The following is a 25,565-nucleotide window of genomic DNA, read 5'->3' on the forward strand; positions in this document are numbered from 1 at the left end:
CCATGAAAAACGTCACGATTTACCACAACCCGCGCTGCTCCAAGAGCCGTGAAACCCTGGCGCTGCTGGAGCAGCACGGTGTCGAGCCCAAGGTGGTGCTGTATCTTGAAACGCCCCCGTCGGCCGATGAGCTGAAAAAACTGTTGAAAGAACTGGGCTTCACATCGGCGCGCGATCTGATGCGCAAGAAAGAAGATCTGTACAAGGAATTGAAGCTGGCGGACGACAGCTTGAGCGAAGAGCAGCTGCTGGCGGCGATGACGGCGAACCCGAAACTGATCGAACGCCCGATCGTGGTGAAAGGCAGCAAGGCGCGCATCGGCCGGCCGCCGGAGCAGGTGCTGGAGATTTTATAGATTCGAATTCGGGCGCGGACTGTCGCGCCCTTTCTTTTACTCAGGCTATTACAGCCCCAGGATCTCTTTAACGAACGGGATGGTCAGCTTGCGCTGGGCGGTGATCGAGGCGCGATCGAGCTGATCGAGAGTCATAAACAGCGTGCGCATCTCGCGATCCAGCCGTTTCAACAGGAAGCGGCCCACGTCTTCCGGCAGCTCGAAGCCGCGCAGTTTGCCGCGCAGCTGCAGCGCCAGCAGTTTCTCTTCGTCCGACAGCGGCTGCAGCTTGTAGATCTGCCCCCAGTCCAGGCGCGAAGCCAGATCCGGCAAACGCAGGTTCAGCTGACGCGGCGGGCGATCCCCGGTGATGAACAACCGGGTGCGGCCGGTTTCCAGGATGCGGTTGTAGAGGTTGAAGATCGCCATCTCCCACTCTTCGTCGCCGGCGATGCATTCGATATTGTCGATGCAGACCAGCGCCAGCTGCTCCATGCCGTCCAACACTTCAGGCACGAAGTAAGCGCGCTTGTCGAGCGGCACATAGCCCACCGCTTCGCCTTTCTGCGAAAGCTCGGCGCAGGCCGCATGCAGCAGATGGCTGCGCCCGCCGCCTTCACGCGACCAGAAATAGATATAGCTGCCATGTTCCTGACGGACGGCGGATTGGATCGCGGCTAATAGGGATGGGTTCTCGCCCGGATAAAAACTGGCGAAAGTTTCATCATCGGGAAGATAAAGTGGCAGTGAAAGCTGTGCCGGCGTATTCAGAGAAGCACCTCAACCAAAACTGGCAGAAAAACGTGGGCAGTTTAACACAGAAAACGGGCGCTGTTGAACCGGCAGGATCTTATGCCGCAATAGTGAACAATGCCTAAGCGCCGCTTGATCGGCTGCGGCACCCGTCGAGGCAAGAATTATCCGATATCATTCCCTAACTCCATGCCTGCGCAGGTTAAATTTGTAATTTAAGTAAAATCTGACCTAGTATAGGTAGGCTAAATGCAATCACCATCAACAAGGTTTCTGCAAGGATATAGACGATGAAAGTATGGAATAAAGTGCTGTTGGCCTCCTTTATCGGGTTGTTGGTTGCCGGCTGTGATGACTCGTCCAAGGTTGACGCCAACCTGGATAAAGCCAAAGACAGCGCCGAGCAGATGAAAGACGCCGCCCAGAAAAAAGCGGACGATCTGACGGACAAAGCGAAAGCGACGGCGGATGAAATCAAAAAAGAGGCCGCCACTCAGGCGGATCAGCTGAAAGACAAAGCTTCGGCGATTAAAGAAGACGCCGCCAAGCAGGCGGACGCCATCACCAACGACGCCAAGGCCAAAGCCGCCGCGATCAAAGACGACGCAGGTAAACAGAGCCAGCAGTTGGTGGATCAGGCCAAGGCCATCAAAAACGACGCCATCAACGGCGCCAACGATCTGACCGAGCAGGCCAAGGCGAAGACCGAAGCCATCAAGAACAGCGCCGAAAACAAAGCGCAAGAGTTGAAACAAGAGACCGATGCGGCGGTGAACGGCAATACTCAGCCGGCCACCCAGCAGTAAGCTATTCTCAGCCACCAAAGAAAGGAGCAGTAAATGGGGATTATTTCCTGGATTATCTTCGGCCTGATCGCCGGTATTTTGGCTAAGTGGATCATGCCCGGCAAAGACGGCGGCGGCTTTATTCTGACCGTCGTGCTGGGGATCATCGGCGCCGTGGTCGGCGGCTATATCAGCACCTTCTTCGGCTACGGCAAGGTTGACGGCTTCAACTTCGGCAGCTTCGTGGTGGCGGTTATCGGCGCCATCGTGGTGCTGTTCGTGTACCGCAAAATTCGCAGCTAAGGCGAATGCCATAAGTCAAAAGGGCAGCCCCTGGGCTGCCCTTTTCGTTACTTCTGCTCCGCCGATTCGTCCGGCGCGTCAAGCACCTCTTCTTCCTTGCGGAACAAGCTGATGACCTTGAACAGCAGGCTCAGGCCGATCCCCACGATGGTCGCCAGCGCCATGCCTTTCAGCTCCGCCGCGCCGATGTGCACCTTGGCGCCGCTCACGCCGATGATCAGGATCACCGAGGTTAAAATCAGGTTTTGCGCTTTGTTGTAATCCACTTTGGACTCGATCAGCACGCGAATGCCCGAAGCGCCGATCACACCGTACAGCAGCAGGGAAACGCCGCCCATCACCGGCACCGGCACCGCCTGGATCGCCGCCGCCAGCTTACCGATGCAGGACAACAGGATCGCCAGCACCGCCGCGCCGCCGATCACCCAGGTGCTGTAGACCTTGGTGATGGCCATCACGCCGATGTTCTCGCCATAGGTGGTGTTCGGCGTGGAGCCGAAGAAGCCGGAGAACACCGTCGAGATGCCGTTTGCGAACATCGAGCGGTGCAGGCCCGGATCGCGGATCAGGTCTTTTTTCACGATGTTGGCGGTCACCACCAGGTGGCCGACGTGCTCGGCGATCACCACCAGCGCCGCCGGCAGAATGGTGAAGATGGCGAACCACTCAAAGCGCGGGGTGTAGAAGGTCGGCAGCGCGAACCAGTGCGCCTCGCGGATCGGGGTCAAATCCACCACGCCCATGAAGAACGACAGCGCATAGCCCACCAGCACGCCGATCAGGATCGGGATAATCGCCAGGAAGCCGCGGAACAGCACTGAACCGAGCACCGTGACCGCCAGCGTCACCAGCGAAATGGTGATGGTGGTCGAGTCGGCGCTGGTGCCTTCCGCCGGCAGCAGCCCCGCCATGTTGGCCGCTACGCCCGCCAGCTCCAGCCCGATGACGGCGACGATCGCCCCCATCGCCGCCGGCGGGAACATCACGTCCAGCCAGCCGGTGCCGGCCTTTTTCACGATCAGCGCCACCAGGCAGAACAGCACGCCGCACATGATGAAACCGCCCAACGCCACTTCGTAACCGAGCGGCAACAGCAGCAGCACCGGCGAGATAAACGCGAAGCTGGAGCCGAGGTAGGCCGGGATCTTGCCTTTACAGATGAACAGATACAGCAGCGTGCCGATGCCGTTGAACAACAGCACGGTCGCCGGGTTGATCTTGAACAGGATAGGCACCAGCACGGTGGCGCCGAACATGGCGAACAGGTGCTGGAAGCTGAGCGGAATGGTCTGGAGCAGCGGCGGGCGCTCGCTGACGCCGATGGCGCGACGGGTCATGTGTGCTTTTCCTCGGTTTATTGGTTTTATAGGTTTTAGTCAAAAAAAAGCCGACTCGTTAAGTCGGCTCAAATGTTTACTTAGTACCAAATATCTTGTCGCCCGCATCGCCCAGGCCAGGCACGATGTAGCCCTTGTCGTTCAGACACTGATCGATGGAGGCGGTGTACAGCTCAACGTCCGGATGCGCTTTCTCCAGCGCGGCGATGCCTTCCGGCGCTGCGACCAGGACCAGCACCTTGATGCTGTGGCAGCCGGCTTTCTTCAGCAGATCGATAGTGGCGATCATCGAACCGCCGGTGGCCAGCATCGGGTCGACGACCAACGCCATGCGCTCTTCGATGTTGGAAACCAGCTTCTGGAAGTACGGCACCGGCTCCAGGGTTTCTTCGTCGCGGTATACGCCCACCACGCTAATGCGCGCGCTCGGCACGTGCTCCAGCACCCCTTCCATCATGCCCAGACCTGCGCGCAGGATTGGCACTACGGTAATCTTTTTCCCTTTGATCTGATCCACTTCAACTGGCCCGCACCAGCCTTCGATGGTGACTTTTTCCGTCTCCAGATCGGCGGTCGCTTCATAGGTCAGTAAACTACCCACTTCTGAGGCCAGCTCACGGAAGCGTTTGGTGCTGATGTCATTTTCACGCATCAGGCCAAGCTTGTGTTTTACCAGCGGGTGTTTCACCTCAACGATCTTCATCATTTTTCTCCTATTAAGGTGGTTGCGGCCAAAAAAATCGCGGGATTATACCTCCTTTTTTTCGCCGCGCCACCCACAATAGCCCGATCGGGATCAACAAAAGTTTGAATATCAGTATAGATGACGAAAAAGCGGAGCCGGTTCACAAGCCGCTCGCAAACGTTTGCCTGCGCTGTTAGAATTGCCGCGCCTTATTCCGGAATCAACATCGGAAGCACAGTTTTCAAACCGCAAATCGTCGTGGGGAATCGCGCAGTGACCGACAAAACCTCTCTCAGCTATAAAGACGCAGGTGTCGATATCGATGCAGGCAACGCATTGGTAGATCGCATCAAAGGTGTAGTTAAACAGACCCGTCGCCCGGAAGTGATGGGCGGTCTGGGCGGGTTTGGCGCCCTGTGTGCGTTGCCGCAGAAATACCGCGAGCCGGTGCTGGTTTCCGGTACCGACGGCGTGGGCACCAAGCTGCGTCTGGCGATGGATCTGAAACGCCACGACACCATCGGCATCGATCTGGTGGCGATGTGCGTCAACGATCTGGTGGTTCAGGGCGCCGAGCCACTGTTCTTCCTCGACTACTACGCGACCGGCAAGCTGGACGTGGACACCGCGGCCAGCGTGATCACCGGCATCGCCGAGGGCTGCAAACAGTCTGGCTGTGCGCTGGTGGGCGGCGAAACCGCTGAAATGCCGGGCATGTACCACGGCGAAGACTACGACGTGGCCGGTTTCTGCGTCGGCGTGGTCGAAAAATCCGAGATCATCGACGGCAGCAAAGTGCAGTCCGGCGACGCGCTGATTGCCCTGGGCGCTTCCGGCCCACACTCCAACGGCTACTCGCTGGTGCGCAAAATCCTGGAAGTGAGCAACACCGATCCGACCGCCACTCAGCTGGAAGGCAAGCCGCTGGCCGACCACCTGCTGGCGCCGACCAAAATTTACGTGAAGTCCGTGCTGGAGCTGATCGAGAAGGCGGACGTACACGCCATCGCTCACCTCACCGGCGGCGGCTTTTGGGAAAACATTCCGCGCGTGCTGCCGGAAGGCATGCAGGCGGTGATCGACGAAACCAGCTGGCAGTGGCCGGCAGTGTTCACCTGGCTGCAGCAGGCCGGCAACGTCAGCCGTCATGAAATGTACCGCACCTTCAACTGCGGCGTAGGCATGGTCATCGCCCTGCCGGAAGCCGAAGTGGAAGCGGCCATCGCGCTGCTGACCGCGGCAGGTGAAAAAGCGTGGAAAATCGGTAAACTGACCGCCTCTTCCGACGAACAACAAGTGGTCATCAACTGATGAAAAAGATCGTGGTGTTGGTCTCCGGCCAGGGGAGCAATCTCCAGGCGCTGATTGACGCCTGCCAGCAAGGCCGCATCGCCGCCGAAATCGTGGCGGTGTTCAGCAACAAGGCGCAGGCTTATGGCCTGCAACGCGCCGAAGCGGCGGGCATCGCCGCCCAGGCGCTGGATGCCAAGGCCTACGCCGATCGCACGGCGTTCGACGCCGCGTTGGCGGACGCCATCGACCAGCACCAGCCCGATCTGGTGGTGCTGGCCGGCTACATGCGCATCCTCAGCCCGCAGTTCGTGCAGCGTTATGCCGGCCGCATGCTGAACATCCACCCTTCCCTGCTGCCGAAATACCCGGGTCTGCATACCCACCGTCAGGCCATCGACAACGGCGACAGCGAACACGGCACCTCGGTGCACTTCGTGACCGAACAGCTCGACGGCGGCCCGGTGATTTTACAGGCCAAGGTGCCGATTTTCGCTGACGACGGAGAGGATGACGTGGTTGAACGGGTGCAAACCCAGGAACACACGATCTATCCGCTGGTGGTGAGCTGGTTCGTCGACGGTCGCCTGGCGATGCGCGATGGCGCCGCCTGGCTGGACGGCGAACGCCTGCCTGAGCAGGGTCACGCCGCCGACTGATGCGCGCAGCCTGAACCTTGCCTAAACGGCGCCCACGCGGCGCCGTTTTTTTTCGCCTTCATCCATTCTGTGAAGTTATACTTTGCACAATTTCACGGCACAGAGGAGCCCACATGTCCAGCACTGCCAGCGTCAGGTTACGCCCATTGGAACGGGACGATCTGTCGTTCGTCCACCAGATGGACAACAACGCCAGCGTCATGCGCTATTGGTTTGAAGAACCCTACGAAGCCTTTGTCGAGCTTTCCGATCTCTACGACAAACACATCCACGATCAGAGCGAGCGCCGCTTTATCATCGAGCACGAAGGCGCCAAGGTCGGCCTGGTAGAGCTGGTGGAGATCGATCACATCCACCGCCGCGCTGAGTTCCAGATCATCATCGATCCTGCCCACCAGGGCAAAGGCTACGCCAGCACCGCCGCCCGTCTGGCGATGGACTACGGTTTCTCGGTGCTGAACCTGTACAAGCTGTACCTGATCGTCGATAAGGAGAACCCGAAGGCGATCCACATCTACAGCAAGCTGGGCTTCAACGTGGAAGGCGAACTGATCGACGAGTTCTTCGTCAACGGCGAATACCGCACCGTGCTGCGCATGTGCATCTTCCAGCCGCAATACTTGGCGAAGTTCAAAACGCCCAATGATAAGCCGCTGGTGAAGTGACAATTTGCGAGAAAAAAGAGAAAACCCGCCCAGGCGGGTTTTTTATTGGGAAATAAGCGGCTAGTATTAAGGCATATTATTTTATCGTCAGGAAATAGCCTGATGAATACGAAAATAAATAATATTTCCCGAGATAATTAATCGAACAATAATTAATAGTAAGAATTACCCTCTGCCTCTACAAAGGAAAAATGCCATGACAACCGTCTCAAACCTGCTGCTTTTTATCGGCCTGGCGATGCTCGCCATCGCCGCCGGCCTGAATACCTATAGCGGCTACGCCTCCGCAGATCCCAATAGCACCCCGCTGTTTTCCTCACTCTGGTGGACGCGTTGGTTCCCGCTCTATGCCTCGGGAGCTGCGTTGCTGCTGGTGGGGGTAGTGTTGCGGGTTTCGGGGCGGGGACGTTAAAAACAGAAAACGGCTCCGAAGAGCCGTTTCCATACGTGGGTCAACAGCCTTCATAAACGGTATCAGGTGCCTATTTTATGATGCATAGCATGTTGCGGAAATAGGGGGTTAATCCATGTCCTAACTTATTGCCTTGATAATATTCTGCACGATAGGTTTGACAGCTGCTGTCAATTTTTCATTGTCAATAGTGAAGATTAAAAGCTCAATGTCGCTTTCCGCATCAAGTAGCATCTGTCGTAACCATTTTTCCTCTATCGCTACAATACTGTCACCTGCGTTATTTATTTCTGATTGAATTTCAGCCACAGGTAGTTTTCCTTCTAAAAAGGCCACACAGGAAAAACTAAGCTTTTTAATTACATCGGGATAAATCCACCCACTCATTTTTCACTCCTGCGAAGGATTGTGATTATTATGTTACCATGGTTTTCAGTAACCACACCAATGTCACCAGCCCGATAAATTGTCCTTTGAATATCATTAGATATGCTTGTTTCAGTAACACCTATTTTAATTACATACTCAACTATATTGGACGAAACGGTTTTTCCAGGTCCAATGGTTCCTGCCGAAGAGCCTAAGCTTGTTGCTTACATTCGGTCAACGGCATGTTGAGAGTAAAGACGATCACCTATACGTGCATATTGATGTCCATCAACTGTTTTTATCGAGAACCTGACCGTTATCCCCAATCAGGTTGGCGCCCTCGGCCTGAACCTGGCTGCCGATGTTCGCCAGCAGCGCATTGGTCAAGTTGTCTTTGAAGCTGCCGCCATTGATGGCGGTATTCAGGCTGGAGCTGATGACCGATTGCCCGGCCACCCGCTGCGCCACCTTGCTCCAGCCGCCGTTGCTCAGCTGCGGCAGTTTGACGTTGTTCGGGTTAAGCGGTTTGCCCGCCGCGACCTATCGGCGTTTATATGGGATACAACATCAAGAGAAAACGGCTCCGAAGAGCCGTTTCTGTGTGTGGGTTAGATCCAATCTTCATAGCCGCTGTCATGGATCCAGACGATAGACAAAACACATCAATCCACACGAGCATCCTTTTATTCAGGCTTATCGATCAAGCCAAGCAATCGAAGATCGTTTAAAATTTCGTTTTTTTCATCTTCAGTTACATCCTTAAGCATTTCGAATAAATCATTTTCCGATAATATTTTTAATATGATATCTGTGTGGAACTTTACTGTTTGATCACTACATCTACCAGCCATAAAGATGAGCGTCACTAGCTCAAGCATGAGGCATTCTATTGGTTCTTCAAACGAACCTTCTAATGACTCATACGCAAACGCCTGATCAGATGTAGCACAAACAGAATGATTACCATCACGTTTCAGTAGGTTAAGTATATTTCTGCAATAAGCGTAACTTGAATAGGCAAAGCTACTCCTTATTTCATCATAACTCATCACATTCATTGTTATTTACCTCTTCCTGGAATCAAACGCACACCATTATTGTCCAAAACGTCAATTTTCACCCCTGGATATCTACTTTCGAACTGCTTAACAACGCCTAAACAGCTTTCGCAGGCAGGCTTTTCGGTGAAAATAGTAACAGAGCCATTGGCGGAATAGTTTTTACCCAATCTATCGGCTAAGTTATCCAATATTTTATATTCGGAGTCTATATTTCTTGCTACATGTCTACCATCATCAGTAAGAATAGTCTCATATTTAAAATTTTCTTTTCCCATCCCAACAAAACCCTTACCTGCAACGTCTATGAGATTATGGCTTGCAAGTGTCTTTGGCATTCCAGATATATCAATACTGGCCACTGCAACGTTACCACTGCGTTTCGGGGCTGATGTCAAACCGGCCCTCAGTTCTGTAACCTGGTTTTTGAATGTAGCAGCCTGCTGAACGGTCTTCTCATTGACCAGATACCCTTTCCAGGCGCTGGTTGGCCCTACCAGTTTGGATGACAGGTATTGGTTGCCGACGTTTGCTTTACCCATACCGGCAAACGTACTGGCGATAGAGACCGCCATCACCGAGGCATTCACCCAGTCCGGCGACCAACCGGTCAACTTGCTGATTTGTTCTATCTGCTGGTTGCGTGCAAACAGCTGGCCGTCGGTTATCTGATCTCCCAAATCATACGTGAATAACTTTTCGCTGTCATAGCCGGCAAACGCCGGATAGTTGCCGAAGCGCTGACGCTCTTTTTGTACCCAGTAGTTGGCAATGAGGCCGTCTTCATCCCGCGTTGACGGGTACTGATTCATCAGGGCTTCAAACTGCTTGCGCTCATCTGAGTTTAGCGCTTCCTGCGTGGTGCAGGCGACTTTTCGGCAGGATGCGGCCATCAGACGCGCTTCTTTTTCCTTGTCGCCCTTAGCCAACGCTTTAATGGCGTTGAGTTCTTCCTGGTGCAGCTGTCGATTGAAACGCTCGACAAACTCACCCGCATTTGCACCGCTGGTGGCACCTGCGGCTTTGGCGGTTACGATGGCCCCTGCAAAGGCGCCCGCTACGCGGCTGATTTGAGCCTGACGCTCTTGCCAGCCTTCACTTCTGACCAGATTATCATTGATGATCACCCCGGCCAGCTCCGCCGCCAGCGCCCCTGCCGCCGCGCCTTTGGCATTCCCCTTGCCGATTTCCGCGCTGATGCCCGCCAGAACGGCATGGCTTACGGCCCGGCCCGGTATATCAAGAACCTGACCGTTATCCCCAATCAGGTTGGCGCCCTCGGCCTGCACCTGGCTGCCGATGTTCGCCAGCAGCGCATTGGTCAGGTTGTCCTTGAAGCTGCCGCCATTGATGGCGGTATTCAGGCTGGAGTTGATGACCGATTGCCCGGCCACCCGCTGCGCCACCTTGCTCCAGTCCCCGTTGCTCAGCTGCGGCAGTTTGACGTTGCGTGGATTGAGCGGTTTGCCCGCCGCGTCCTATCGGCGTTTATATGGAATACAACATCAAGAGAAAACGGCTCCGAAGAGCCGTTCGTATGGGCGTTAGATTTCCGTCAATCTTGATCTATAGTGGTACTTTTTACCTTGGCTAGCCCCCCGCATGAGAAAAACGTGCTTAGTCTCAAACTGTTAGGAGCTGGAAGGTTACTCGGGCTTATCAAGCAATCCAAGCAACTCCATATCATAAAGCAAATCGCTTTTTTCTTTTTCAGAGATATCTTCAGTCAAAACACCCAGAGGATATTCATTTATAATCTGTTTAATAACACTCCGAATGTTATTTTCCACCTCTCCCGGTTCTCTTCCGGCCATTAAAATTAGGAGAAAAACCTTGAACATTAACTTTTCTATTGGCGAAAAAGGAGTATTTTCATATTGATAGGCTGCATACCCAATTTCTAAACCATCATAAGATGATTTTTCACCCGTTTTTTGGTTAATGTCAAGAATGTTTCTACAGCAATCATAGAAACACCCCAGTACCATTTCTCTTATTTCACCGTAAGTCATACGCTCATCATCCATTATTTCAACCTCCTAGGAATTAGCATTACATCGTTATTATCAAGGACATCCACTTTAATCCCTGGGTATTTTTTCTGAAATTGGTCCACAACACCCAAGCAGCTCTCACAGGCAGCACGTTCAGTGAAAATAGTGACTTTACCTTTGATAGACACATTGCCACCCAACTTATCAGCCAGGTTGTCCAGAATTTTGTATTCCGAGTCTGTATTTCTTGGTATTGGTTTACCATCCCCGCTATTGATGGTTTTAAATTTAAAATTGCCGCTACCTTTTCCTATAAAACTATTCTCTGCTTTATCGATCCCACTGTGCGCCGCAAGTGTCTTTGGCATACCGGGGATATCAATTTGCGCTACGGCGGCATTCCCACCTTTCCTGATCTTTTGTGAGAACGGTGCCCTGGCATCCAATACCTGCTGCCTGAACGTTGCTGCCTGCTGAACCGTCTTCTCATTGACCAGATACCCTTTCCAGGCACTGGTTGGCCCTACCAGTTTGGATGACAGATACTGGTTGCCGACGTTCGCTTTACCCATACCGGCAAACGTACTGGCGATAGAAACCGCCATCACCGAGGCATTCACCCAGTCCGGCGACCAACCGGTCAACTTGCTGATTTGTTCTATCTGCTGGTTGCGAGCAAACAGCTGGCCGTCGGTTATCTGGTCGCCCAAATCATACGTGAATAACTTTTCGCTGTCATAACCGGCAAACGCCGGATAGTTGCCGAAACGCTGGCGCTCTTTTTGTACCCAGTAGTTGGCAATAAGGCCGTCTTCATCCCGCGTTGACGGATACTTATTCATCAGGGCTTCAAACTGCTTGCGCTCATCTGAGTTTAGCGCTTCCTGCGTGGTGCAGGCGACTTTTCGGCAGGATGCGGCCATCAGACGCGCTTCTTTTTCCTTGTCGCCCTTAGCCAACGCTTTAATGGCGTTGAGTTCTTCCTGGTGCAGCTGTCGATTGAAACGCTCGACAAACTCACCCGCATTTGCACCGCTGGTGGCACCTGCGGCTTTGGCGGTTACGATGGCCCCTGCAAAGGCGCCCGCTACGCGGCTGATTTGAGCCTGACGCTCTTGCCAGCCTTCACTTCTGACCAGATTATCATTGATGATCACCCCGGCCAGCTCCGCCGCCAGCGCCCCTGCCGCCGCGCCTTTGGCATTCCCCTTGCCGATTTCCGCGCTGATGCCCGCCAGAACGGCATGGCTTACGGCCCGGCCCGGTATATCAAGAACCTGACCGTTATCCCCAATCAGGTTGGCGCCCTCGGCCTGCACCTGGCTGCCGATGTTCGCCAGCAGCGCATTGGTCAGGTTGTCTTTGAAGCTGCCGCCATTGATGGCGGTATTCAGGCTGGAGCTGATGACCGATTGCCCGGCCACCCGCTGCGCCACTTTGCTCCAGTCGCCGTTGCTCAGCTGCGGCAGTTTGACGTTATTTGGATTGAGCGGTTTGCCCGCCGCATCCTTGCTCCAGCCCATCGCGCTGTCGAAGCCGTTGAGCGCGCCGCCGATCGCCATCGCCGTGGCGGTCGCCCTGACGTTTTCATTGCTGCCCAGCGCCTGCAGGGTTTTCGACAGGTTGCCTTGATTCTCAACCAGCGCGACCGCCGCCTGGGAGGCCAGAGAAGACATCCCGGCCGTGACCGCGCCGCTGGTTACCACCCCGCCGCCCACGGCGCCGGAAACGCTGGAGGCCGCCGTGGCCGCCAGTGAACTGCCTGCGGTCACCGCCGCGGCCGCAATGGCGATCACCGCCGCCACCGCCGGGTTCAGGTGCTGGCTCTTGTAATCCCAGCTGTCGTAAGCGTCTTTGACCTTGCTCCACTGCACGTCGTTGCGCTTGTTCAGATCTTTGACCCAGGTGGTGCCCGGCGTATTGCCCAGGGCGTCGATGGCGCTTTGCAGCGCCTGCCCGTTTTTCACCTTCACGTCGGCGCTGACGCCCTTGGCGGCTTCCACGGTCAAGGCACCACCGGTATGAATGCTCGGCAGCACCCACTTATTGTCTTCGTACCCTTTATTGGCCTGCTTGATAAAGAAGCCTTTCGAATTGCTGACGGTCTGTTCGAAAGAGGTGTTTTTCACCGCGCGGAAGTTAACCTGGCCATGCGTGCTGGTCAGGCGCGCGTTTTGCCCGGCGGCGATTTTGCTGGCTTCATAGGTGCTGTCGTCGCGGCTCATCAGCGTGATATTGCCGGCGGCGGTAAACTCGGTAACCTTGTTGGTTACGTCATGGCGGGTCTGCTTAACCTCGGTTTTCTTGCCCCACCATTTGCGTTTTTTCTCGGTTTTCTCGTAGTGGCTGGACTCCTCCATCGCCTGAGCGTAGAGATAGCCACCCTTGGCGGCGATATCCATATTGCCGGCGCGCATGGCTTCAGCCTGGTTGTGGGCGTCGACCTGGGCCTTTTGTTTGGCTTCGTCAATGCCTTTGCTTTGGGCTTCCTGGCGCAGGGCGACGAGACGTTGCTGCGACTCATCCCGTTCGCGCGTTGCCTGCACTGTCTGCGAGCCAGCCTGGTTAATAGTGTTGTTGGCCGAGTCCAGTGCAATCTTGGCCTGTTGCACTGCGTGCTTTGCGTTCACCAATCTTGCCGCTATCTCCGACTCAATATTGTGCTGTTCGTCGGTATATCCGCAACATGGGAACTTGGGTGGGTTATCCCATCGCCGTTGGGCTTCAGCTCTTTCGGCTACAGCCGCGTTGTAAGCATTTTGCAGTATGGCAAGTTGGCCTTGAGCCTGGCTTTTGCGACTGTCCGCATCGTTGATACGTTGCTGCGCTGCATTCACCGCCTGCTCCGCCGCCGCAATCCGACTTCCCCAATCCGTCACCGCCACCGGTGATTTCCAGTTCGCCCCTAATCCTTTAACCACCAGCTTGGTCGCCTGGAACAGAATGCTGCCGCCGGAAATCACCGTCATCAGGCCGCCGACATTCAGCTCAGTACCTTGCTGGGCACGGGTTTCGGTGAACTCGTTGCCGCCCTCGCGATACGTGTGGTTTTGCACCGCCTCGAAGCGCATATCGCCGCCGGAGGTCAGCGTCATGTTGGCGCCGGAAGTCAGCCTGGCACCGTAAGTCAGCAGTTGGTTGTTCGCCGATGCGGTCAGGTTTTTCCCGGCGCTGAGGGCGGTGACCACATGGCGCTCGTCTTTGTTGTTGTCGTTGGCGGCATCAATGGCGGAATAGGCCAGGTTCGACAACCATAGGTTCTGCCCGGCCAACAGCGTGATGTTGCCGTTGGCGGACAGCGCGCCGCCCTGGGTGCCGATGTCGCGGGCTGAGTTAATCAGTAAATTGCCGCCGGCGTGTACCCGGCTACCCAGTTCAGGCGTGCGGGACACAGGGAAAAGCGTATTGAATCGGCCGTCAAGTTCACGGTAGTTAAGATCGGCGTTATGGGCGGCTAACAGCGTAACGTCCTTGTCCGCATTAATCTTGGCGCCGCGTAGCGCCAGATAGCCACCGCTATTGAGCAGCACCGAACCCGTTGCCCTCATTTGGCCACTGGCCAACAGCTGGTTGAAATATTCTTGCCGCTTAGCCGGAGAAACCGGCCCCCCCAATAGCGGCCCCTCCAACAACGCGCTGTTTTTGACGATTGCAATGCTGCCGTTAGCCGTCATGGCGATATTTCGGCTTTGTGGCGCCAACAGCGTATTCAGCAACGTAATGGTGCTGCCAGCCGTGAGAGACAAATCGCGTGAAGCCTCAAGGCTGCCCAACCAGCGAGAACCGTCAGGGCGGAAGTAATGAGGTTTCTCGCTGGAATGTATTTTTATCTCACCGTTTTTGGCGTTTAACGTGACGTCCTGCCCTTTCAGCTCACTTTGCCACGCGTCGATAGCGTTGACTGCCGTCAGAGACAGCTCTTTTCCGGCGGCCAAAATGCCTTGCCCAAGAACAATCCGATCTTCGGCAATCGCGGTGATATTGCCGTCGGCACGAATCGCATCAGTACCGACGATGTTTTTGGCATGCAGCAGAACATTCCGCGCCTTAAGCGACTCAGGTCTGCCGGAGGTGACCACTTCATTCAGCTGATTTTCATGAGGCGTCGGCGTACTGATTTCTATCTTATTTTTAAAATCCGCAGTGAGATTATTGCCAGCGATAATCGATGATTGTTGCTGCCCCTTTGCTTGCCAGACAACAAGCTCCTGCTGCTTGGTATAAGGGGCTTTTTCCGTAACATACAGCAGATCCCAATCTCCGGGAGGCGCATCTTCGTCACGGGCAAACTCCCCAACGCCAAACGTGTTCGTTCCCAGGCGCCAGTACCGATCTTTCTGACCGAGTTGAATGCTCTTTACGGTAAAATCATTCCCCGTCAGGATCAGATCTTTGGCCGCGCTGATATTCGACTGATCGTTCCATAGCGTTGTCGCGTTGATATAAGCGTTGTTGCCTGAATTTATCACTCCCGGCGCCTGTGATTTCACCAGGAGATACTCGTCTTTCCCCACATTAACCTTGTCGCCTTTCGACAGGTTAATTTCGCCAAACCAACTGCCGATGCCAAAGTCCTTCAGTTCAGGTTCCAACAGCACAATAGCGTCAACACCTTGCCGCGAGTCGTAATAACTTCCCACCAAGGATTTATTGAACGCTTTGGAGTTACCGGGAGTACTTTTCCAAACGGCTTGAACCTCTTGCCTCACATTGTTCAAACTCTCCGTGCGTATCACCAAATCGCCGTTGTTGGTCAGGATTTTCGCCGAACGGTTCTCGACGGATTTAGCCTTGTTGCCCTGCGCATCCTTTTGGATCCACATATTTTTATTGGCGTGCAGCTTGGCATTTTCCCCGGCGTTGCGGATATGGTCGCCAAAGATACGCATATCGCCACTGGTGCTGGTTTGCCCGTCATTCACCAGCGTCGTTGCTGCCAGCGTGGCGTTGCCGTCCGCCTGCACGACAGCACCCCGCGTAATGTGCAATCCCTTGGCGCTAACATTGAGGTCACCCTTGCTGTGCGTGGTGCCGTTAAGCACCAGGTTACCGTTAACGCTCAGCGTAATATCCCGCTGTTTGCTGGTGAGGTCTTTCAGGTTCACCCCCACCCCATCCTCGTTGGCCACCAGGCGGATTTTGTTGGCGTACATGCCGCCCAGCGCTTTGGTATCCACCGCCAGCACAGGTTTTGCGCCTTCACCGGCGATCGGTTTGATACTGCCGTCCTTGAAGCTGATGCGGTTGGCGCCCTGGGTCAGCGACAGATTTTGCGCGTTGATTTTGCCGTTCAGCTCGGTGGCACGGCTGATGATATCGACATAGTCGGCGCCGCTGCCGTCCAGCCCTTTACCGCCGATGGTGACGCCGCCTTTTTTCACCTCCAGCGCTTCCAGCGCGCCCTGCTTGTCGAACTGCGGTTTACCGGTGGTTAACGTCACGCCCGGCGCGTTGATAAAGCCGCAGCCGTCGCAGGTGATGCCATTCGGGTTGGCGATCATCACATTGGCCTTGTTGCCGAACACCTCAAGCTTGCCCTGTAGCTCAGAACGACTGCCGCCGATCACCTCATTAATGATCAACTCCGCCGGTTTTCCCTTCAGGTAGGTGTTGCCCTGCGCGCTGTAGATTTCCACGCCCAGCTGCGTTTTGCCGCCGTGCGTGGCGTTATTCAACACGGCGCCCTGTGGCCCAACGTTGAAATCTTTATAGGTGTTGTGCGAAATGCCTGCACCGTTCGGCGTGGCAATATTCACCACCGGCACGTCGCCCGGCTTGATAACCACCTGCGTATTGCCGTTGGCGGCGGTAATGCCGGCGGCAAACGCCGGGTGCAACGGCTGGAAAGCCGTCAGGTAGATCAGCAAATAGCTGGCGCCCCGCGCCAACGGAGGGTTGAGCTTATCCATATTCATTCCTTCGAAAGGATGTTGTTTTGAACGCCGAGGCGCTCCTGCTGTGTGCTGGCGTTATAACGTGACGGTGGCTTGCCAGTAGGCCACCCAACGATCCGGTTGCAGGCTGTCTGGGTGCGTCAACGGTTTACCGACGGTGACCGCCTGATTGAACCAGCGGCCGCTTAGCGTGGCGCCCAGCGCCGCACCGACGACGCTACCGCCGTCTATCTGCCCGGCGCGCCCCTGCAGCCAGCCGGCGTCTAACGCACCGGTCAAAGAGAGCGCCCCCAGCCCCGGCAACGTCCGCCATTGCCAGTTGAGTTCATTGCGCCAGTACGCACCGCGATTACCGGTCAGGTACTGCTCCTTGAAGCCGCGCACCGAGTATTGCCCGCCGATGGAAATGCGCTCGCCGGCATACAGGTTGTCGGCGCTGGTTTGTGCGTAGGCCGAGGTCAGGTAGTAGAGAGAAGGCGCGAGCGGATAGAAATAGCTGGCGCTGAGGCCAAGCTTGCGGAACTCGCTGCGCGGCGCCCCGTTGCGCTCAGGATCGTCGACGGTAGCCCCCAGCATGCGCAGCCCGCGGCTTACCGTCGGGTTCAGCGTCATATAGCCGCCGCCCGTGACCGCACTGTAATTAAGGCCCAGGCTGGCGATGCTGAGCGTCGGGCTGCTGACGCCCAACCGTTCCCCCGCCAGCTTGTTTTCCGTGGTGCGCCGCGCCAGCCCGATATCGACGGCCAGCTTACGTTTGCCATCCCGCAGCAACGTGCGGTTGGCGCCCAAACGCTGGGTCTGGTTGTTGCCCTGATAGCGGTAAGCGGCGCCGTTGAACGGCACCTGCTGGAAAAAATCGTTCCAGGCGTACTGGTAGCTGAACAGCCAATAGCCATAGGGTAAGGTGACGCTGCCGTTCAGGCTGCGGCTGCGATGATGCGGGCTGAAATCGTTATTGCGCGCTGCGGAGAGCGACCACTGGTCGGCCAGGCGCAGCGGGTTGTCCAGCACCACGCCGGCATTCATCTGCCCGGTGCCGGTGCTTTTCTGGCCGCTGTTATCGGCGCCGAAAGAGAAAGAGACCGGCGCGCGCGTGGCGCCACGCAGCAAAACCACGTTGGAAAAGCCGGGTTGCTCGCCAGGTTGAATATCGATGGTCACCTGCTGCGAAGCCAGCCGGTTGAGCTGCTCCATGCCCTGCTCGATATCGCGCAGATTCAATACGTCGCCGACCAGGCCGGGAAATGCCATCTTCAGCGCCGGCGTCTGCTCGCCATTCTGCGTGATGGACTCGATTCGCCCTTCGCTGGCGCTGACGACCAACACGCCACGGGAGATATCCTGCTCCTGCAGCCAGGCCTGCGAAGTGACATAGCCGCGTTGCAGATAAGCATTGGTGGTTTCGCGCACCAGACGGTTGATGTGCTCCAGCGTCAGGCAGCGCCCCTGATACGGGCGGACCAGGCTTTCTTTTACCGACCAGGAAAGATGTTCGGCGCCCTGAAAAACGATCTGCCGCACCGGTTGGCAAACCGCCCCTGCGGCGGCCGGCTCAGGCAGCGGTAACGCCGGCAGTTCAACGTTATGTTGCAGCGCCTCGCGTTGCTGCTGCGCCTGCTCCAGCAACGTTTTCTGCTGTTGGGTAATGCTGTCGCGGTCAGCAGGGCTGGTGATTTCCGCGCACCACGCAGAACTGCAAAACGCCAAGAGCACAGGCCAAATCCTCAGCTTCCATGCACACATTTAAACACATCCATTTACGTTAACTTACATACCTTAGCGAAGTATATACAATTTACGCCGCAAATCAACGATAATGAGAATCACTTCTATTTAATCGAAGTCACAATGTGACAAAAAATGCAGATATGCCACGACTACCGCGTCTTATTACCCAGAGTGCATTTAATTAATATTAAAATTAAAAAAACAAATAATAAAAGCAAATAAATTCAATATTAAAATAACATATTCAATATCGACAATAACAAACAAGCAGAGTTTACAAAGTTAACTCGCCATTTTATCTTGGTCGTTCTATTCGCATAATTAATTCATAAAAAACATAGTTATTAACTAACCAATAAAGAAAAACAATATCGGGAATAGCCTCATGTTTAACCGTGATATAGAACTGTTTATTCGAGATTACGTTAATGATATCAAAGCCGGCAGCGCTGCGCTGTTTGCCGGCGCCGGACTGTCCATCCCCGCCGGTTTCGTTAGCTGGAAAGAGCTTATCGGCGATATCGCTTATGAACTGGAGCTGGATATCGAAAAAGAGAGCGATCTTATTTCTCTGGCGCAATATCACCTCAATGAAAAAGGCAACAGACATAAGATAAATCAGAAAATAATTACAGAATTCGCTGAACAGGCGGAAGAAACAGAAAACCACCGGATTATCGCCAGATTACCGATAGCGTCACTTTGGACCACTAATTACGACGACCTGATTGAAAAAACCTATGCCCGTTATAATCGCGTCTGCGACGTCAAAACCACGCCGGAAAGCCTGACCAATAACATTCATAAACGTGATGTTGTTTTATATAAAATGCATGGTGACTATAGAAATCCCAACCAGGCGATTATCACTCGCGAACAATACGAAACTTACTCCCGTACACACCTTCCTTTTATCAACATGCTGATGGCGGAGCTGACTGCCAAAACCTTCCTGTTTATCGGCTTCAGCTTTGAAGACCCCAACCTGCAATATGTATTGAGCCGCCTTTACGCACAGTACGGCGAAGGGCAGAGAAACCACTACTGCATCATGCGGCGCGTCCAGCTCGGCGACAGCGGCAGCGAGGATCAGGCTTCTTGCGATTACAACAGCCGCAAACAAGGCTTGATGATTAACGATCTGCGCCGTTACGGCATTCAAACGCTGTTGGTGGATGACTATCGGCAAATCACTGACCTGCTGTATGCCATCGAAACGCAGTTCAAGAAAAGCACGGTGTTTATCTCCGGCAGCGCCGACAACTACCAGCCCTATACCCGTGAAGAGTCCATCCAGTTCATACATCGCCTGGCGCGCCTGCTTATCCACAAACAGTATCGCATCGTCAACGGTTTCGGCTGGGGCGTAGGCACAGCGGTGATCAACGGCGCATTGGAAGCCATTTACGACAGCCAAGGAAAAATCAGCGAAAGCCAGCTGGTGCTGCGTCCTTTCCCCCAATTCGCCAGCGGCGGCATTACCCTACCGGCACTTTGGCACGAATACCGTCAGAACATGATTTCGCTCAGCGGCATCGCAATCTTTTTGTTCGGCAACAAACGCAACGCCGAAGGCGAATACGTGCTGGCCGACGGTTTATTGAAAGAGTTCCAGATCGCCACGGAACAAGGCTGCGTCTGCATTCCTATCGGTTGTACCGGCAGCGCATCTGCCGAGATCTACCGAAAAATCAAGGAGGAGATGAAAGAAACCCTCTACTACCGCAACCCCGCCGCCATGAATCTGCTGGATCAGCTTAACGAACCGGGCAGCCTGGCGGAGAAGAAAAAAAGCCTGTTGGCGCTTATCGATATCATTACTAAGGATAACCCCCGATGACCAGAAAATGTTTTTACAGTTTCCATTATGAGCCGGACAACTGGCGCGCTTCTCAGGTACGCGAAATGGGCTCGCTGGAAGGTAACCGGCCAGCCACGGATAACGATTGGGAGGAAGTGAAAAAAGGCGGTGACGCCGCCATCGCCGCTTGGATCAAGGGCCAGTTGGACAATCGCAGCTGCGCCGTGATTCTCGCCGGTAAAGATACCGCTGATCGCAAATGGATTAATTTCGAAATATGCGAGGCTTGGAAAAAAGGCATGGGCGTGCTGGTGGTGTATATACATAATTTGAAAGACAGCGCCGGCGACCAAACCACGAAAGGTAAAAACCCGTTGGATCACATCAAGCTGGGTGACGCAAAGCTTTCCACAATCGCCAAAGCCTATGATCCGCCTTATTCGACCAGCACCAATGTCTATAACCATATAAAAGACAATTTGGCTGAGTGGGTAGAAGAAGCGATCCGCATTCGTAAAAATTACTGACGCCCCTGATAGACAAAAGGCTGCACGGTTGTGCAGCCTTTCGTTTGTTCATAGCCCAAACGGCCTCACCCATACCGCCCGGTAATATAATCCTCGGTGCGGCGCTGGCGCGGCGACGTGAAAATGGCGTCGGTGTCGTTGTATTCCACCAGCCGCCCCTGATGAATAAAGGCGGTGTAGTCGGAGACGCGCGCCGCTTGCTGCATGTTGTGCGTCACCAGCACCACGCTATAGCGCTGTTTCAGCGCGGAAATCAGCTCTTCGATGGTCAGCGTGGAGATCGGATCGAGCGCCGAGGTCGGCTCGTCGAGCAGCAATACTTCCGGCTCGATGGCGATGGCGCGCGCGATCACCAGGCGCTGCTGCTGGCCGCTGGACAAGCGGAACGCATTTTCGCGCAGCCGGTCTTTTACCTCATGCCACAACGCGGCGGCGCGCAGTGAACGCTCCACCGCTTCATCCAGCAAGCGCCGGTCGCGCACGCCCTGCAGCCGCAGGCCGTACACCACGTTTTCATAGATCGATTTCGGGAACGGGTTCGGCCGTTGGAACACCATGCCCACCCGCCGCCGCAGCGCCGCCACGTCGATCTGCGCGCCGGAGATCGCCGCGCCGTTCAGCTGCAGATCGCCCTCAATGCGGCAGTTGTCCACCAGATCGTTCATGCGATTGAAACAGCGCAGCAGCGTCGATTTGCCGCAGCCCGAAGGGCCGATCAGGGCCGTCACCCGATGTTTCGGGATACGCAGCGAAATATCGTGCAGCACCTGTTTGTCACCATAAAACAGGTTCAGGCCGTTGACCGCCAGTGCGGTCTGTTCATCGTCGAGATGCTGGACATCCAGCCGGGGCAAACTGCCTGGCGTCATCAAACCCATTACGCACTCCCCAAAAATAGCGTCATTGTTACTGCGACCATGCTCGGTACCGCTCCCTCAACGAATGGCGGATGCCCATCGCCGCCAGATTCAAACTCACCACGATCGTCACCAGCAAGAAGGCGGTGGCGAACACCAGCGGCCGCGCCGCCTCCACGCTCGGGCTCTGGAATGCCATATCGTAGATCTGGAAGCTCAAATGCATGAACTTCCGCTCCAGGTGCAGATACGGGAAAATCTCGTCCACCGGTAGCACCGGCACCGATTTCACGACCCCCACCAGCATCAGCGGCGCGGTCTCCCCGGCGGCGCGCGCCACCGCCAGGATCAGGCCGGTCATCATCGCCGGCGCCGCCATCGGCAGCACGATGCGCCACAGCGTCTCGGCCCGGCTGGCGCCCAGCGCCATCGAGCCCTGCCGCAGCGAGGCGGGAATGCGCGACAGCCCTTCCTCGGTGGCGACGATCACCACCGGCAACGTCAGCAGCGCCAGCGTCAGCGCCGCCCACAGCACGCCGGGCGTGCCGAAGGTCGGGTTGGGTAAAGATTCAGGATAGAACAGCTGATCGAGCGTGCCGCCGATCATATAAACGAAGAAGCCGAGGCCGAAGACGCCGTAGACGATCGAGGGCACGCCGGCCAGATTGACCACCGCGATGCGGATCACCCGCGTCAGCAGATTGTTGCCGGCATATTCGTGCAGATACAGCGCCGCGATCACGCCAAACGGCATCACCACGATCGACATCAGGATCACCATCAACACCGTACCGAAAATGGCCGGGAACACCCCGCCTTCGGTATTCGCCTCACGCGGGCTGTCGGTGAGAAACTTCTTCACCTGCTCGCCCCAGTGCGTCAGCTTCTCGGTGGTGCTCATGGCGTTCGGGTACCAGGCATCGCGCACCTGGCTGAGCGGAATGGTCAACGTCTGCCCGTGCATGTCGCGCAGCAGCAACGCGTCGCGCTGGCGATCGCGGTTCAGCCCCGCCAGACGTTCGGACAACAGCTGATACTGCCGCTGCAGCTCCAGCCGTTCGGCCTTGATGGCGTCCTGTGCGCGGGCGTCCAGCTTATCGTCGCGCTGCAGGCGCTTTTCCCGCAGCCGCAGCGCGTCAAACTGCTGATTGATGCGCGCCATGTCGCGGAATTGAATGTCGTGCGCCTGGCGCGAGAGCGCGGCGATTTGCGGCAGGCGCTGCTGCAACGCCTGCCCCAGATTGCGGCCGGTCAGTGGTTGCCCGTCTTCCAGCAGCCCCGCCAGATAGCCGTAAGCGGTGCCGTGGCTGTCGCGTTCCAGCACCAGCAGGCTGCGCGGCGTGCTTTGGCTGCGGATATCGCTGGCCAGCAAGGTGCGGAAATCCTGCCCCTCGCGTTCGCGGTTGCCGACCTTAATCAGATAACGTTCGACGTTCTGCGCCTCGCCCGGCGGCGTGACGCCCGCCTCGGCCAGTTGGCGCCGGGAAATGCTTTGTTGCTGGTACAACTCACCGATCACCGTCACCGGCCCAGCGCCGTTCTGATTCAGTTCGAACTGATAAACCGGGCTCGGCCAGAAATAGCGCATCCCCTGCCCGGCCAGCAGTAGCAGAATGCCGATCAGCGCCAACAGGCTGACGGCCACCGAACCGGCGGTCAGCCACACCCACGGCGACCCACTCTTCACCCAGCTCTTCATGGCGCCTCCTGATTCGGCGTGTAACGCTTACGCAACCGCAGGCGCACCGCCTCCGCCAGCGTGTTGAACACGAAGGTGAAGACAAACAGCACCAGCGCAGTCAGGAACAGCACGCGGTAATGGCTGCTGCCGGAAACCGCCTCCGGCATTTCAATGGCAATGTTGGCCGCCAGCGCGCGCAGCCCCTGGAACAGGCTGCCGTCGATAATCGGCGTGTTGCCGGTAGCCATCAGCACGATCATGGTTTCTCCCACCGCGCGGCCAAAGCCGATCATCAGCGCGGAGAAAATGCCGGCGCTGGCGGAAGGCAGCACCACCTTGATCACCGTCTGCCATTGGGTGGCGCCCAGCGCCAAAGAACCCTGGCTCAGGGTGGCCGGCACGCTGAACAGCGCGTCCTCCGCCAGCGAGAAGATGATCGGCACCAGCGCGAAGCCCATCGCCACGCCCACCACCAGCGCATTACGCTGGTCATAATTATCCCCCAGCCAGAAATGCAGCGGCTCACCGAACAGCGCCACCTCCAGCCACGGCCCCAGGCTGAACGCCAGCCACACCGTCAACGCCAGCAGCGGTAACAGCAACAGCAGATCGACGCCCGGCCGGCAGCGCGGCATAAAGCGATGGGTCAACGCGCCGCACAGCAGCACCGCCGCCGCCAGCAGCAGCGGCAACGCCAGCACCGCCAACAGATACTGCTCGATGATCGGCGCCAGCCAGATGCCGGCCACCAGCCCGATCACCACCGTCGGCAGCGCGCCCATCACTTCGATAGCCGGTTTGATCACCCGCCGTAGCCCCGCCGTCATAAAGTAAGCGGTATAGATGGCGCCGGCCAAGGCCAAGGGTATGGCGAACAGCATCGCGTAAGCCGCCGCCTTGAAGGTGCCGAAGATCACCGGCATCAGGCTGAATTTGGGTTGGTAGCTGTCTTCGCCGGAGGTGGACTGCCAGACGTAGGCCGGCTGCGGGTAGTTCTCATACCACACCTTGCCCCACAGCGAACGCCAGGTGACGTCCGGATACGAGTTGTCGAGCGCATAGCGCTGCCAGCCCTGCGCGCTCTCCAGCAGCAGACCATCGCCGCGCGGCGCGAACGCCATCTGCCGCACCTCGGCACCCAAACGGGTATTCAGCAGCGGCTGCGGTTGAATGGCGGAAAATAACGAGAAGCCGCCATCGGGCCGCAGGGTGGCGAACACCCGGCGGTAAGGTTCAGCCACCGTCAGCTCCTGCCCGTCGGCGCCGTGATCGAAATGCTGCACCGGCGTCAGGCGCCAGCGCCGATCTTTTTCCACCTCGAACCACTCGCGCAGATTGCCGTCGGCGCCCTTGATCAGCAGCGCGCTACCGCCGGGCAGCGCCGTCATCTGATACGGGGCGTGTTCGCCAAGGGTACGCGTTTCACGCAGCTGCAGCTGCGCGCCGTCGATCTGATAACGCGCCAGCCGGTTGCCGGTCAGCAGGTAAAGCTGGCGGCCATCCGGCGTCAGCACCAGTTGCTCCCCGTCGTGCTCCAGCGGACGCTCGCTGAACTGCGGCGGCCGGTCGGGGCTGAAGCGACCGAACACCAGGCGCCGATCGTCGGTCACCCCGGCCAACAGATACTGCCCGCGATGCGCATCCGCCAACGACAGCAGTTTCAGCGGTTTGTTCTGCGGATCCAGCGCCAACGGCTGTTGCCCAAGCGGGAACTGCCACTGCGGCCGGCCGTTTTCCGCCGTCGCGAAGTCCGCGCGTGCCACCACCAACCGGCCGTTGGCCTGCGCCAGCGCAAACAGATCGCGCTCTCCGGCAGCCTGCGCGAGCAGCGCCGGTTTGGCCAGCAGCGTCTGCTGCACCAGCGGCGTCTGGGCCTGGCCGCTCGGCGCCGGCGTCAGACGATAAAATTGCCCCGCGCCCTGCGCGTCGATGCGATAACCCACGCGCTGCTGCACGTCCATGCCCAGCGCCAGAGCCGGGGCCGACACCGCGATCGGCAGCGGCTGAGCCTGCCCAAGCGAGGGCGGTTTGAACAGCGGCAGCACCGCAAACAGCAGATAAACGAAGATCAGCATCAACGTCATCAGCACCATCAGCCCGCTGGCGGTCACTGCCGCCTGCACGCCGCGGTCGATGCGCCCGCGCATGCGATCTCGGGGATGTTGATTGGCCGTCGTCTGTGTCATGTGTCTCGCTGTCGCTGATGTAATCGGGCTTACGCCGTAAGATAACCGGGCATCTTATGTCAGTTTTATGACGTTTGCATGACAAAGTTACCCGACTCAACCCAGGTTTTTTACACTGCCAACAGACAATATGAATTTGATATATTGCTGAAAAATGACCATAAACACGCTTTATAACGCCAAGAATAAGCCTGCTAGCCGTCATTTCATGCTGATCGTTTTACTGCCGAGCATCCCGCCGCGGGG

Annotated in this window: 20 protein-coding genes and 2 pseudogenes; 9 read left to right on the forward strand and 13 right to left on the reverse strand. The window is 56.5% G+C overall.

The window, feature by feature from the left end:
- Positions 1-2: 2 nt before the first annotated feature.
- Positions 3-356, forward strand: a complete 354-nt coding sequence (gene arsC / locus ACJ8J5_RS18775; RefSeq protein ID WP_060434430.1) for an arsenate reductase (glutaredoxin) — start codon at positions 3-5, stop codon at positions 354-356.
- A 48-nt stretch (positions 357-404) separates the two neighbouring features.
- Here arsC and hda read toward each other — a convergent pair whose 3' ends face one another.
- Positions 405-1,106: a DnaA inactivator Hda gene (hda, locus tag ACJ8J5_RS18780; RefSeq protein ID WP_025159568.1), complete on the reverse strand. Its 702-nt coding sequence runs from the start codon at positions 1,104-1,106 to the stop codon at positions 405-407.
- 272 nt (positions 1,107-1,378) lie between these two features.
- Between hda and ACJ8J5_RS18785 the strand changes: the two genes are divergently transcribed.
- Both ACJ8J5_RS18785 and ACJ8J5_RS18790 read left to right on the forward strand, forming a co-directional pair.
- The gene (locus ACJ8J5_RS18785; protein WP_016926729.1) at positions 1,379-1,894 is read left to right on the forward strand and encodes a hypothetical protein; all 516 of its coding nucleotides are present in this window, start codon (positions 1,379-1,381) and stop codon (positions 1,892-1,894) included.
- A gap of 33 nt (positions 1,895-1,927) precedes the next feature.
- The gene (locus ACJ8J5_RS18790; protein ID WP_016926728.1) at positions 1,928-2,176 is read left to right on the forward strand and encodes a GlsB/YeaQ/YmgE family stress response membrane protein; all 249 of its coding nucleotides are present in this window, start codon (positions 1,928-1,930) and stop codon (positions 2,174-2,176) included.
- 47 nt (positions 2,177-2,223) lie between these two features.
- Here the strand turns inward: ACJ8J5_RS18790 and uraA are convergent, their stop codons facing one another.
- Complete coding sequence (gene uraA / locus ACJ8J5_RS18795) at positions 2,224-3,513, reverse strand: uracil permease (protein ID WP_016926727.1); 1,290 nt, start codon at positions 3,511-3,513, stop codon at positions 2,224-2,226.
- A gap of 76 nt (positions 3,514-3,589) precedes the next feature.
- Positions 3,590-4,216, reverse strand: a complete 627-nt coding sequence (upp, locus tag ACJ8J5_RS18800; RefSeq protein WP_004941642.1) for a uracil phosphoribosyltransferase — start codon at positions 4,214-4,216, stop codon at positions 3,590-3,592.
- Between the two features lie 255 nt (positions 4,217-4,471).
- Between upp and purM the strand changes: the two genes are divergently transcribed.
- From purM to ACJ8J5_RS18820, 4 genes are all read left to right on the forward strand, one after another.
- Positions 4,472-5,509 carry a phosphoribosylformylglycinamidine cyclo-ligase gene (gene purM / locus ACJ8J5_RS18805; RefSeq protein ID WP_167324509.1) on the forward strand — a complete coding sequence of 346 codons (1,038 nt, stop codon included), beginning with the start codon at positions 4,472-4,474 and terminating at the stop codon, positions 5,507-5,509.
- Positions 5,509-6,147, forward strand: coding sequence for a phosphoribosylglycinamide formyltransferase (gene purN, locus ACJ8J5_RS18810; RefSeq protein ID WP_025303844.1), 639 nt, complete (start codon positions 5,509-5,511; stop codon positions 6,145-6,147). The genes purM and purN overlap by 1 nt, the downstream gene beginning before the upstream one ends.
- Positions 6,148-6,260: 113 nt before the next feature.
- On the forward strand, positions 6,261-6,812 hold the full coding sequence (gene speG / locus ACJ8J5_RS18815; protein ID WP_004941631.1) for a spermidine N1-acetyltransferase: 552 nt from the start codon (positions 6,261-6,263) through the stop codon (positions 6,810-6,812).
- Between the two features lie 196 nt (positions 6,813-7,008).
- Positions 7,009-7,224 carry a hypothetical protein gene (locus ACJ8J5_RS18820; RefSeq protein WP_043140451.1) on the forward strand — a complete coding sequence of 72 codons (216 nt, stop codon included), beginning with the start codon at positions 7,009-7,011 and terminating at the stop codon, positions 7,222-7,224.
- 120 nt (positions 7,225-7,344) lie between these two features.
- On the opposite strand, the gene ACJ8J5_RS18825 is transcribed toward ACJ8J5_RS18820, so the two are convergent.
- From ACJ8J5_RS18825 to ACJ8J5_RS18855, 7 genes and pseudogenes are all read right to left on the reverse strand, one after another.
- Entirely contained in the window at positions 7,345-7,611 is a 267-nt protein-coding gene (locus ACJ8J5_RS18825; RefSeq protein WP_060434423.1) for a hypothetical protein, read from the reverse strand.
- Positions 7,612-7,896: 285 nt separating this feature from the next.
- Positions 7,897-8,130, reverse strand: a pseudogene (locus tag ACJ8J5_RS18830) (DUF637 domain-containing protein); the annotation flags it as partial.
- Positions 8,131-8,276: 146 nt separating this feature from the next.
- On the reverse strand, positions 8,277-8,642 hold the full coding sequence (gene imm2, locus ACJ8J5_RS18835; protein WP_164098041.1) for an Imm2 family immunity protein: 366 nt from the start codon (positions 8,640-8,642) through the stop codon (positions 8,277-8,279).
- Positions 8,643-8,653: 11 nt separating this feature from the next.
- Positions 8,654-10,129, reverse strand: a pseudogene (locus tag ACJ8J5_RS18840) (DUF637 domain-containing protein); the annotation flags it as partial.
- Between the two features lie 168 nt (positions 10,130-10,297).
- Complete coding sequence (locus tag ACJ8J5_RS18845; protein ID WP_049288535.1) at positions 10,298-10,678, reverse strand: hypothetical protein; 381 nt, start codon at positions 10,676-10,678, stop codon at positions 10,298-10,300.
- On the reverse strand, positions 10,678-16,554 hold the full coding sequence (locus tag ACJ8J5_RS18850) for a DUF637 domain-containing protein (protein ID WP_414104902.1): 5,877 nt from the start codon (positions 16,552-16,554) through the stop codon (positions 10,678-10,680). Before ACJ8J5_RS18850 ends, ACJ8J5_RS18845 begins: the two co-directional genes overlap by 1 nt.
- Positions 16,555-16,614: 60 nt before the next feature.
- Positions 16,615-18,282 (reverse strand): ShlB/FhaC/HecB family hemolysin secretion/activation protein, encoded by a 1,668-nt coding sequence (locus ACJ8J5_RS18855; RefSeq protein WP_414104903.1) that lies wholly within the window; start codon positions 18,280-18,282, stop codon positions 16,615-16,617.
- A gap of 370 nt (positions 18,283-18,652) precedes the next feature.
- Between ACJ8J5_RS18855 and ACJ8J5_RS18860 the strand changes: the two genes are divergently transcribed.
- The gene (locus ACJ8J5_RS18860) at positions 18,653-20,107 is read left to right on the forward strand and encodes an SIR2 family protein (RefSeq protein ID WP_049204834.1); all 1,455 of its coding nucleotides are present in this window, start codon (positions 18,653-18,655) and stop codon (positions 20,105-20,107) included.
- Positions 20,104-20,595: a TIR domain-containing protein gene (locus ACJ8J5_RS18865; protein WP_049296092.1), complete on the forward strand. Its 492-nt coding sequence runs from the start codon at positions 20,104-20,106 to the stop codon at positions 20,593-20,595. Before ACJ8J5_RS18860 ends, ACJ8J5_RS18865 begins: the two co-directional genes overlap by 4 nt.
- 65 nt (positions 20,596-20,660) lie before the next feature.
- Here ACJ8J5_RS18865 and pstB read toward each other — a convergent pair whose 3' ends face one another.
- From pstB to ACJ8J5_RS18880, 3 genes are read right to left on the reverse strand one after another with little or no spacing between them, the layout of a single operon-like run.
- The gene (gene pstB, locus ACJ8J5_RS18870) at positions 20,661-21,473 is read right to left on the reverse strand and encodes a phosphate ABC transporter ATP-binding protein PstB (protein ID WP_019452422.1); all 813 of its coding nucleotides are present in this window, start codon (positions 21,471-21,473) and stop codon (positions 20,661-20,663) included.
- A gap of 28 nt (positions 21,474-21,501) precedes the next feature.
- The gene (pstA, locus tag ACJ8J5_RS18875) at positions 21,502-23,151 is read right to left on the reverse strand and encodes a phosphate ABC transporter permease PstA (RefSeq protein WP_049209520.1); all 1,650 of its coding nucleotides are present in this window, start codon (positions 23,149-23,151) and stop codon (positions 21,502-21,504) included.
- Positions 23,148-25,319 (reverse strand): ABC transporter permease subunit, encoded by a 2,172-nt coding sequence (locus tag ACJ8J5_RS18880; protein ID WP_334274005.1) that lies wholly within the window; start codon positions 25,317-25,319, stop codon positions 23,148-23,150. Before ACJ8J5_RS18880 ends, pstA begins: the two co-directional genes overlap by 4 nt.
- Positions 25,320-25,565: the final 246 nt, after the last annotated feature.

This window comes from Serratia sp. CY43202 (assembly GCF_052168755.1).
In the GTDB taxonomy this organism is placed as follows: Bacteria; Pseudomonadota; Gammaproteobacteria; order Enterobacterales; family Enterobacteriaceae; genus Serratia; species Serratia bockelmannii.

Bases quoted from the DNA above. Each gene is read 5' to 3' on its own strand.
- purN (WP_025303844.1), top strand. From the start codon at position 5,509: ATGAAAAAGATCGTGGTGTTGGTCTCCGGCCAGGGGAGCAATCTCCAG.
- ACJ8J5_RS18785 (WP_016926729.1), top strand. From the start codon at position 1,379: ATGAAAGTATGGAATAAAGTGCTGTTGGCCTCCTTTATCGGGTTGTTG.
- ACJ8J5_RS18845 (WP_049288535.1), bottom strand. From the start codon at position 10,678: ATGGATGATGAGCGTATGACTTACGGTGAAATAAGAGAAATGGTACTG.
- speG (WP_004941631.1), top strand. From the start codon at position 6,261: ATGTCCAGCACTGCCAGCGTCAGGTTACGCCCATTGGAACGGGACGAT.
- pstA (WP_049209520.1), bottom strand. From the start codon at position 23,151: ATGAAGAGCTGGGTGAAGAGTGGGTCGCCGTGGGTGTGGCTGACCGCC.
- ACJ8J5_RS18865 (WP_049296092.1), top strand. From the start codon at position 20,104: ATGACCAGAAAATGTTTTTACAGTTTCCATTATGAGCCGGACAACTGG.
- arsC (WP_060434430.1), top strand. From the start codon at position 3: ATGAAAAACGTCACGATTTACCACAACCCGCGCTGCTCCAAGAGCCGT.
- imm2 (WP_164098041.1), bottom strand. From the start codon at position 8,642: ATGAGTTATGATGAAATAAGGAGTAGCTTTGCCTATTCAAGTTACGCT.
- ACJ8J5_RS18880 (WP_334274005.1), bottom strand. From the start codon at position 25,319: ATGACACAGACGACGGCCAATCAACATCCCCGAGATCGCATGCGCGGG.
- ACJ8J5_RS18855 (WP_414104903.1), bottom strand. From the start codon at position 18,282: ATGTGTGCATGGAAGCTGAGGATTTGGCCTGTGCTCTTGGCGTTTTGC.
- ACJ8J5_RS18820 (WP_043140451.1), top strand. From the start codon at position 7,009: ATGACAACCGTCTCAAACCTGCTGCTTTTTATCGGCCTGGCGATGCTC.
- ACJ8J5_RS18860 (WP_049204834.1), top strand. From the start codon at position 18,653: ATGTTTAACCGTGATATAGAACTGTTTATTCGAGATTACGTTAATGAT.
- ACJ8J5_RS18850 (WP_414104902.1), bottom strand. From the start codon at position 16,554: ATGGATAAGCTCAACCCTCCGTTGGCGCGGGGCGCCAGCTATTTGCTG.
- upp (WP_004941642.1), bottom strand. From the start codon at position 4,216: ATGAAGATCGTTGAGGTGAAACACCCGCTGGTAAAACACAAGCTTGGC.
- pstB (WP_019452422.1), bottom strand. From the start codon at position 21,473: ATGGGTTTGATGACGCCAGGCAGTTTGCCCCGGCTGGATGTCCAGCAT.
- uraA (WP_016926727.1), bottom strand. From the start codon at position 3,513: ATGACCCGTCGCGCCATCGGCGTCAGCGAGCGCCCGCCGCTGCTCCAG.
- ACJ8J5_RS18825 (WP_060434423.1), bottom strand. From the start codon at position 7,611: ATGAGTGGGTGGATTTATCCCGATGTAATTAAAAAGCTTAGTTTTTCC.
- ACJ8J5_RS18790 (WP_016926728.1), top strand. From the start codon at position 1,928: ATGGGGATTATTTCCTGGATTATCTTCGGCCTGATCGCCGGTATTTTG.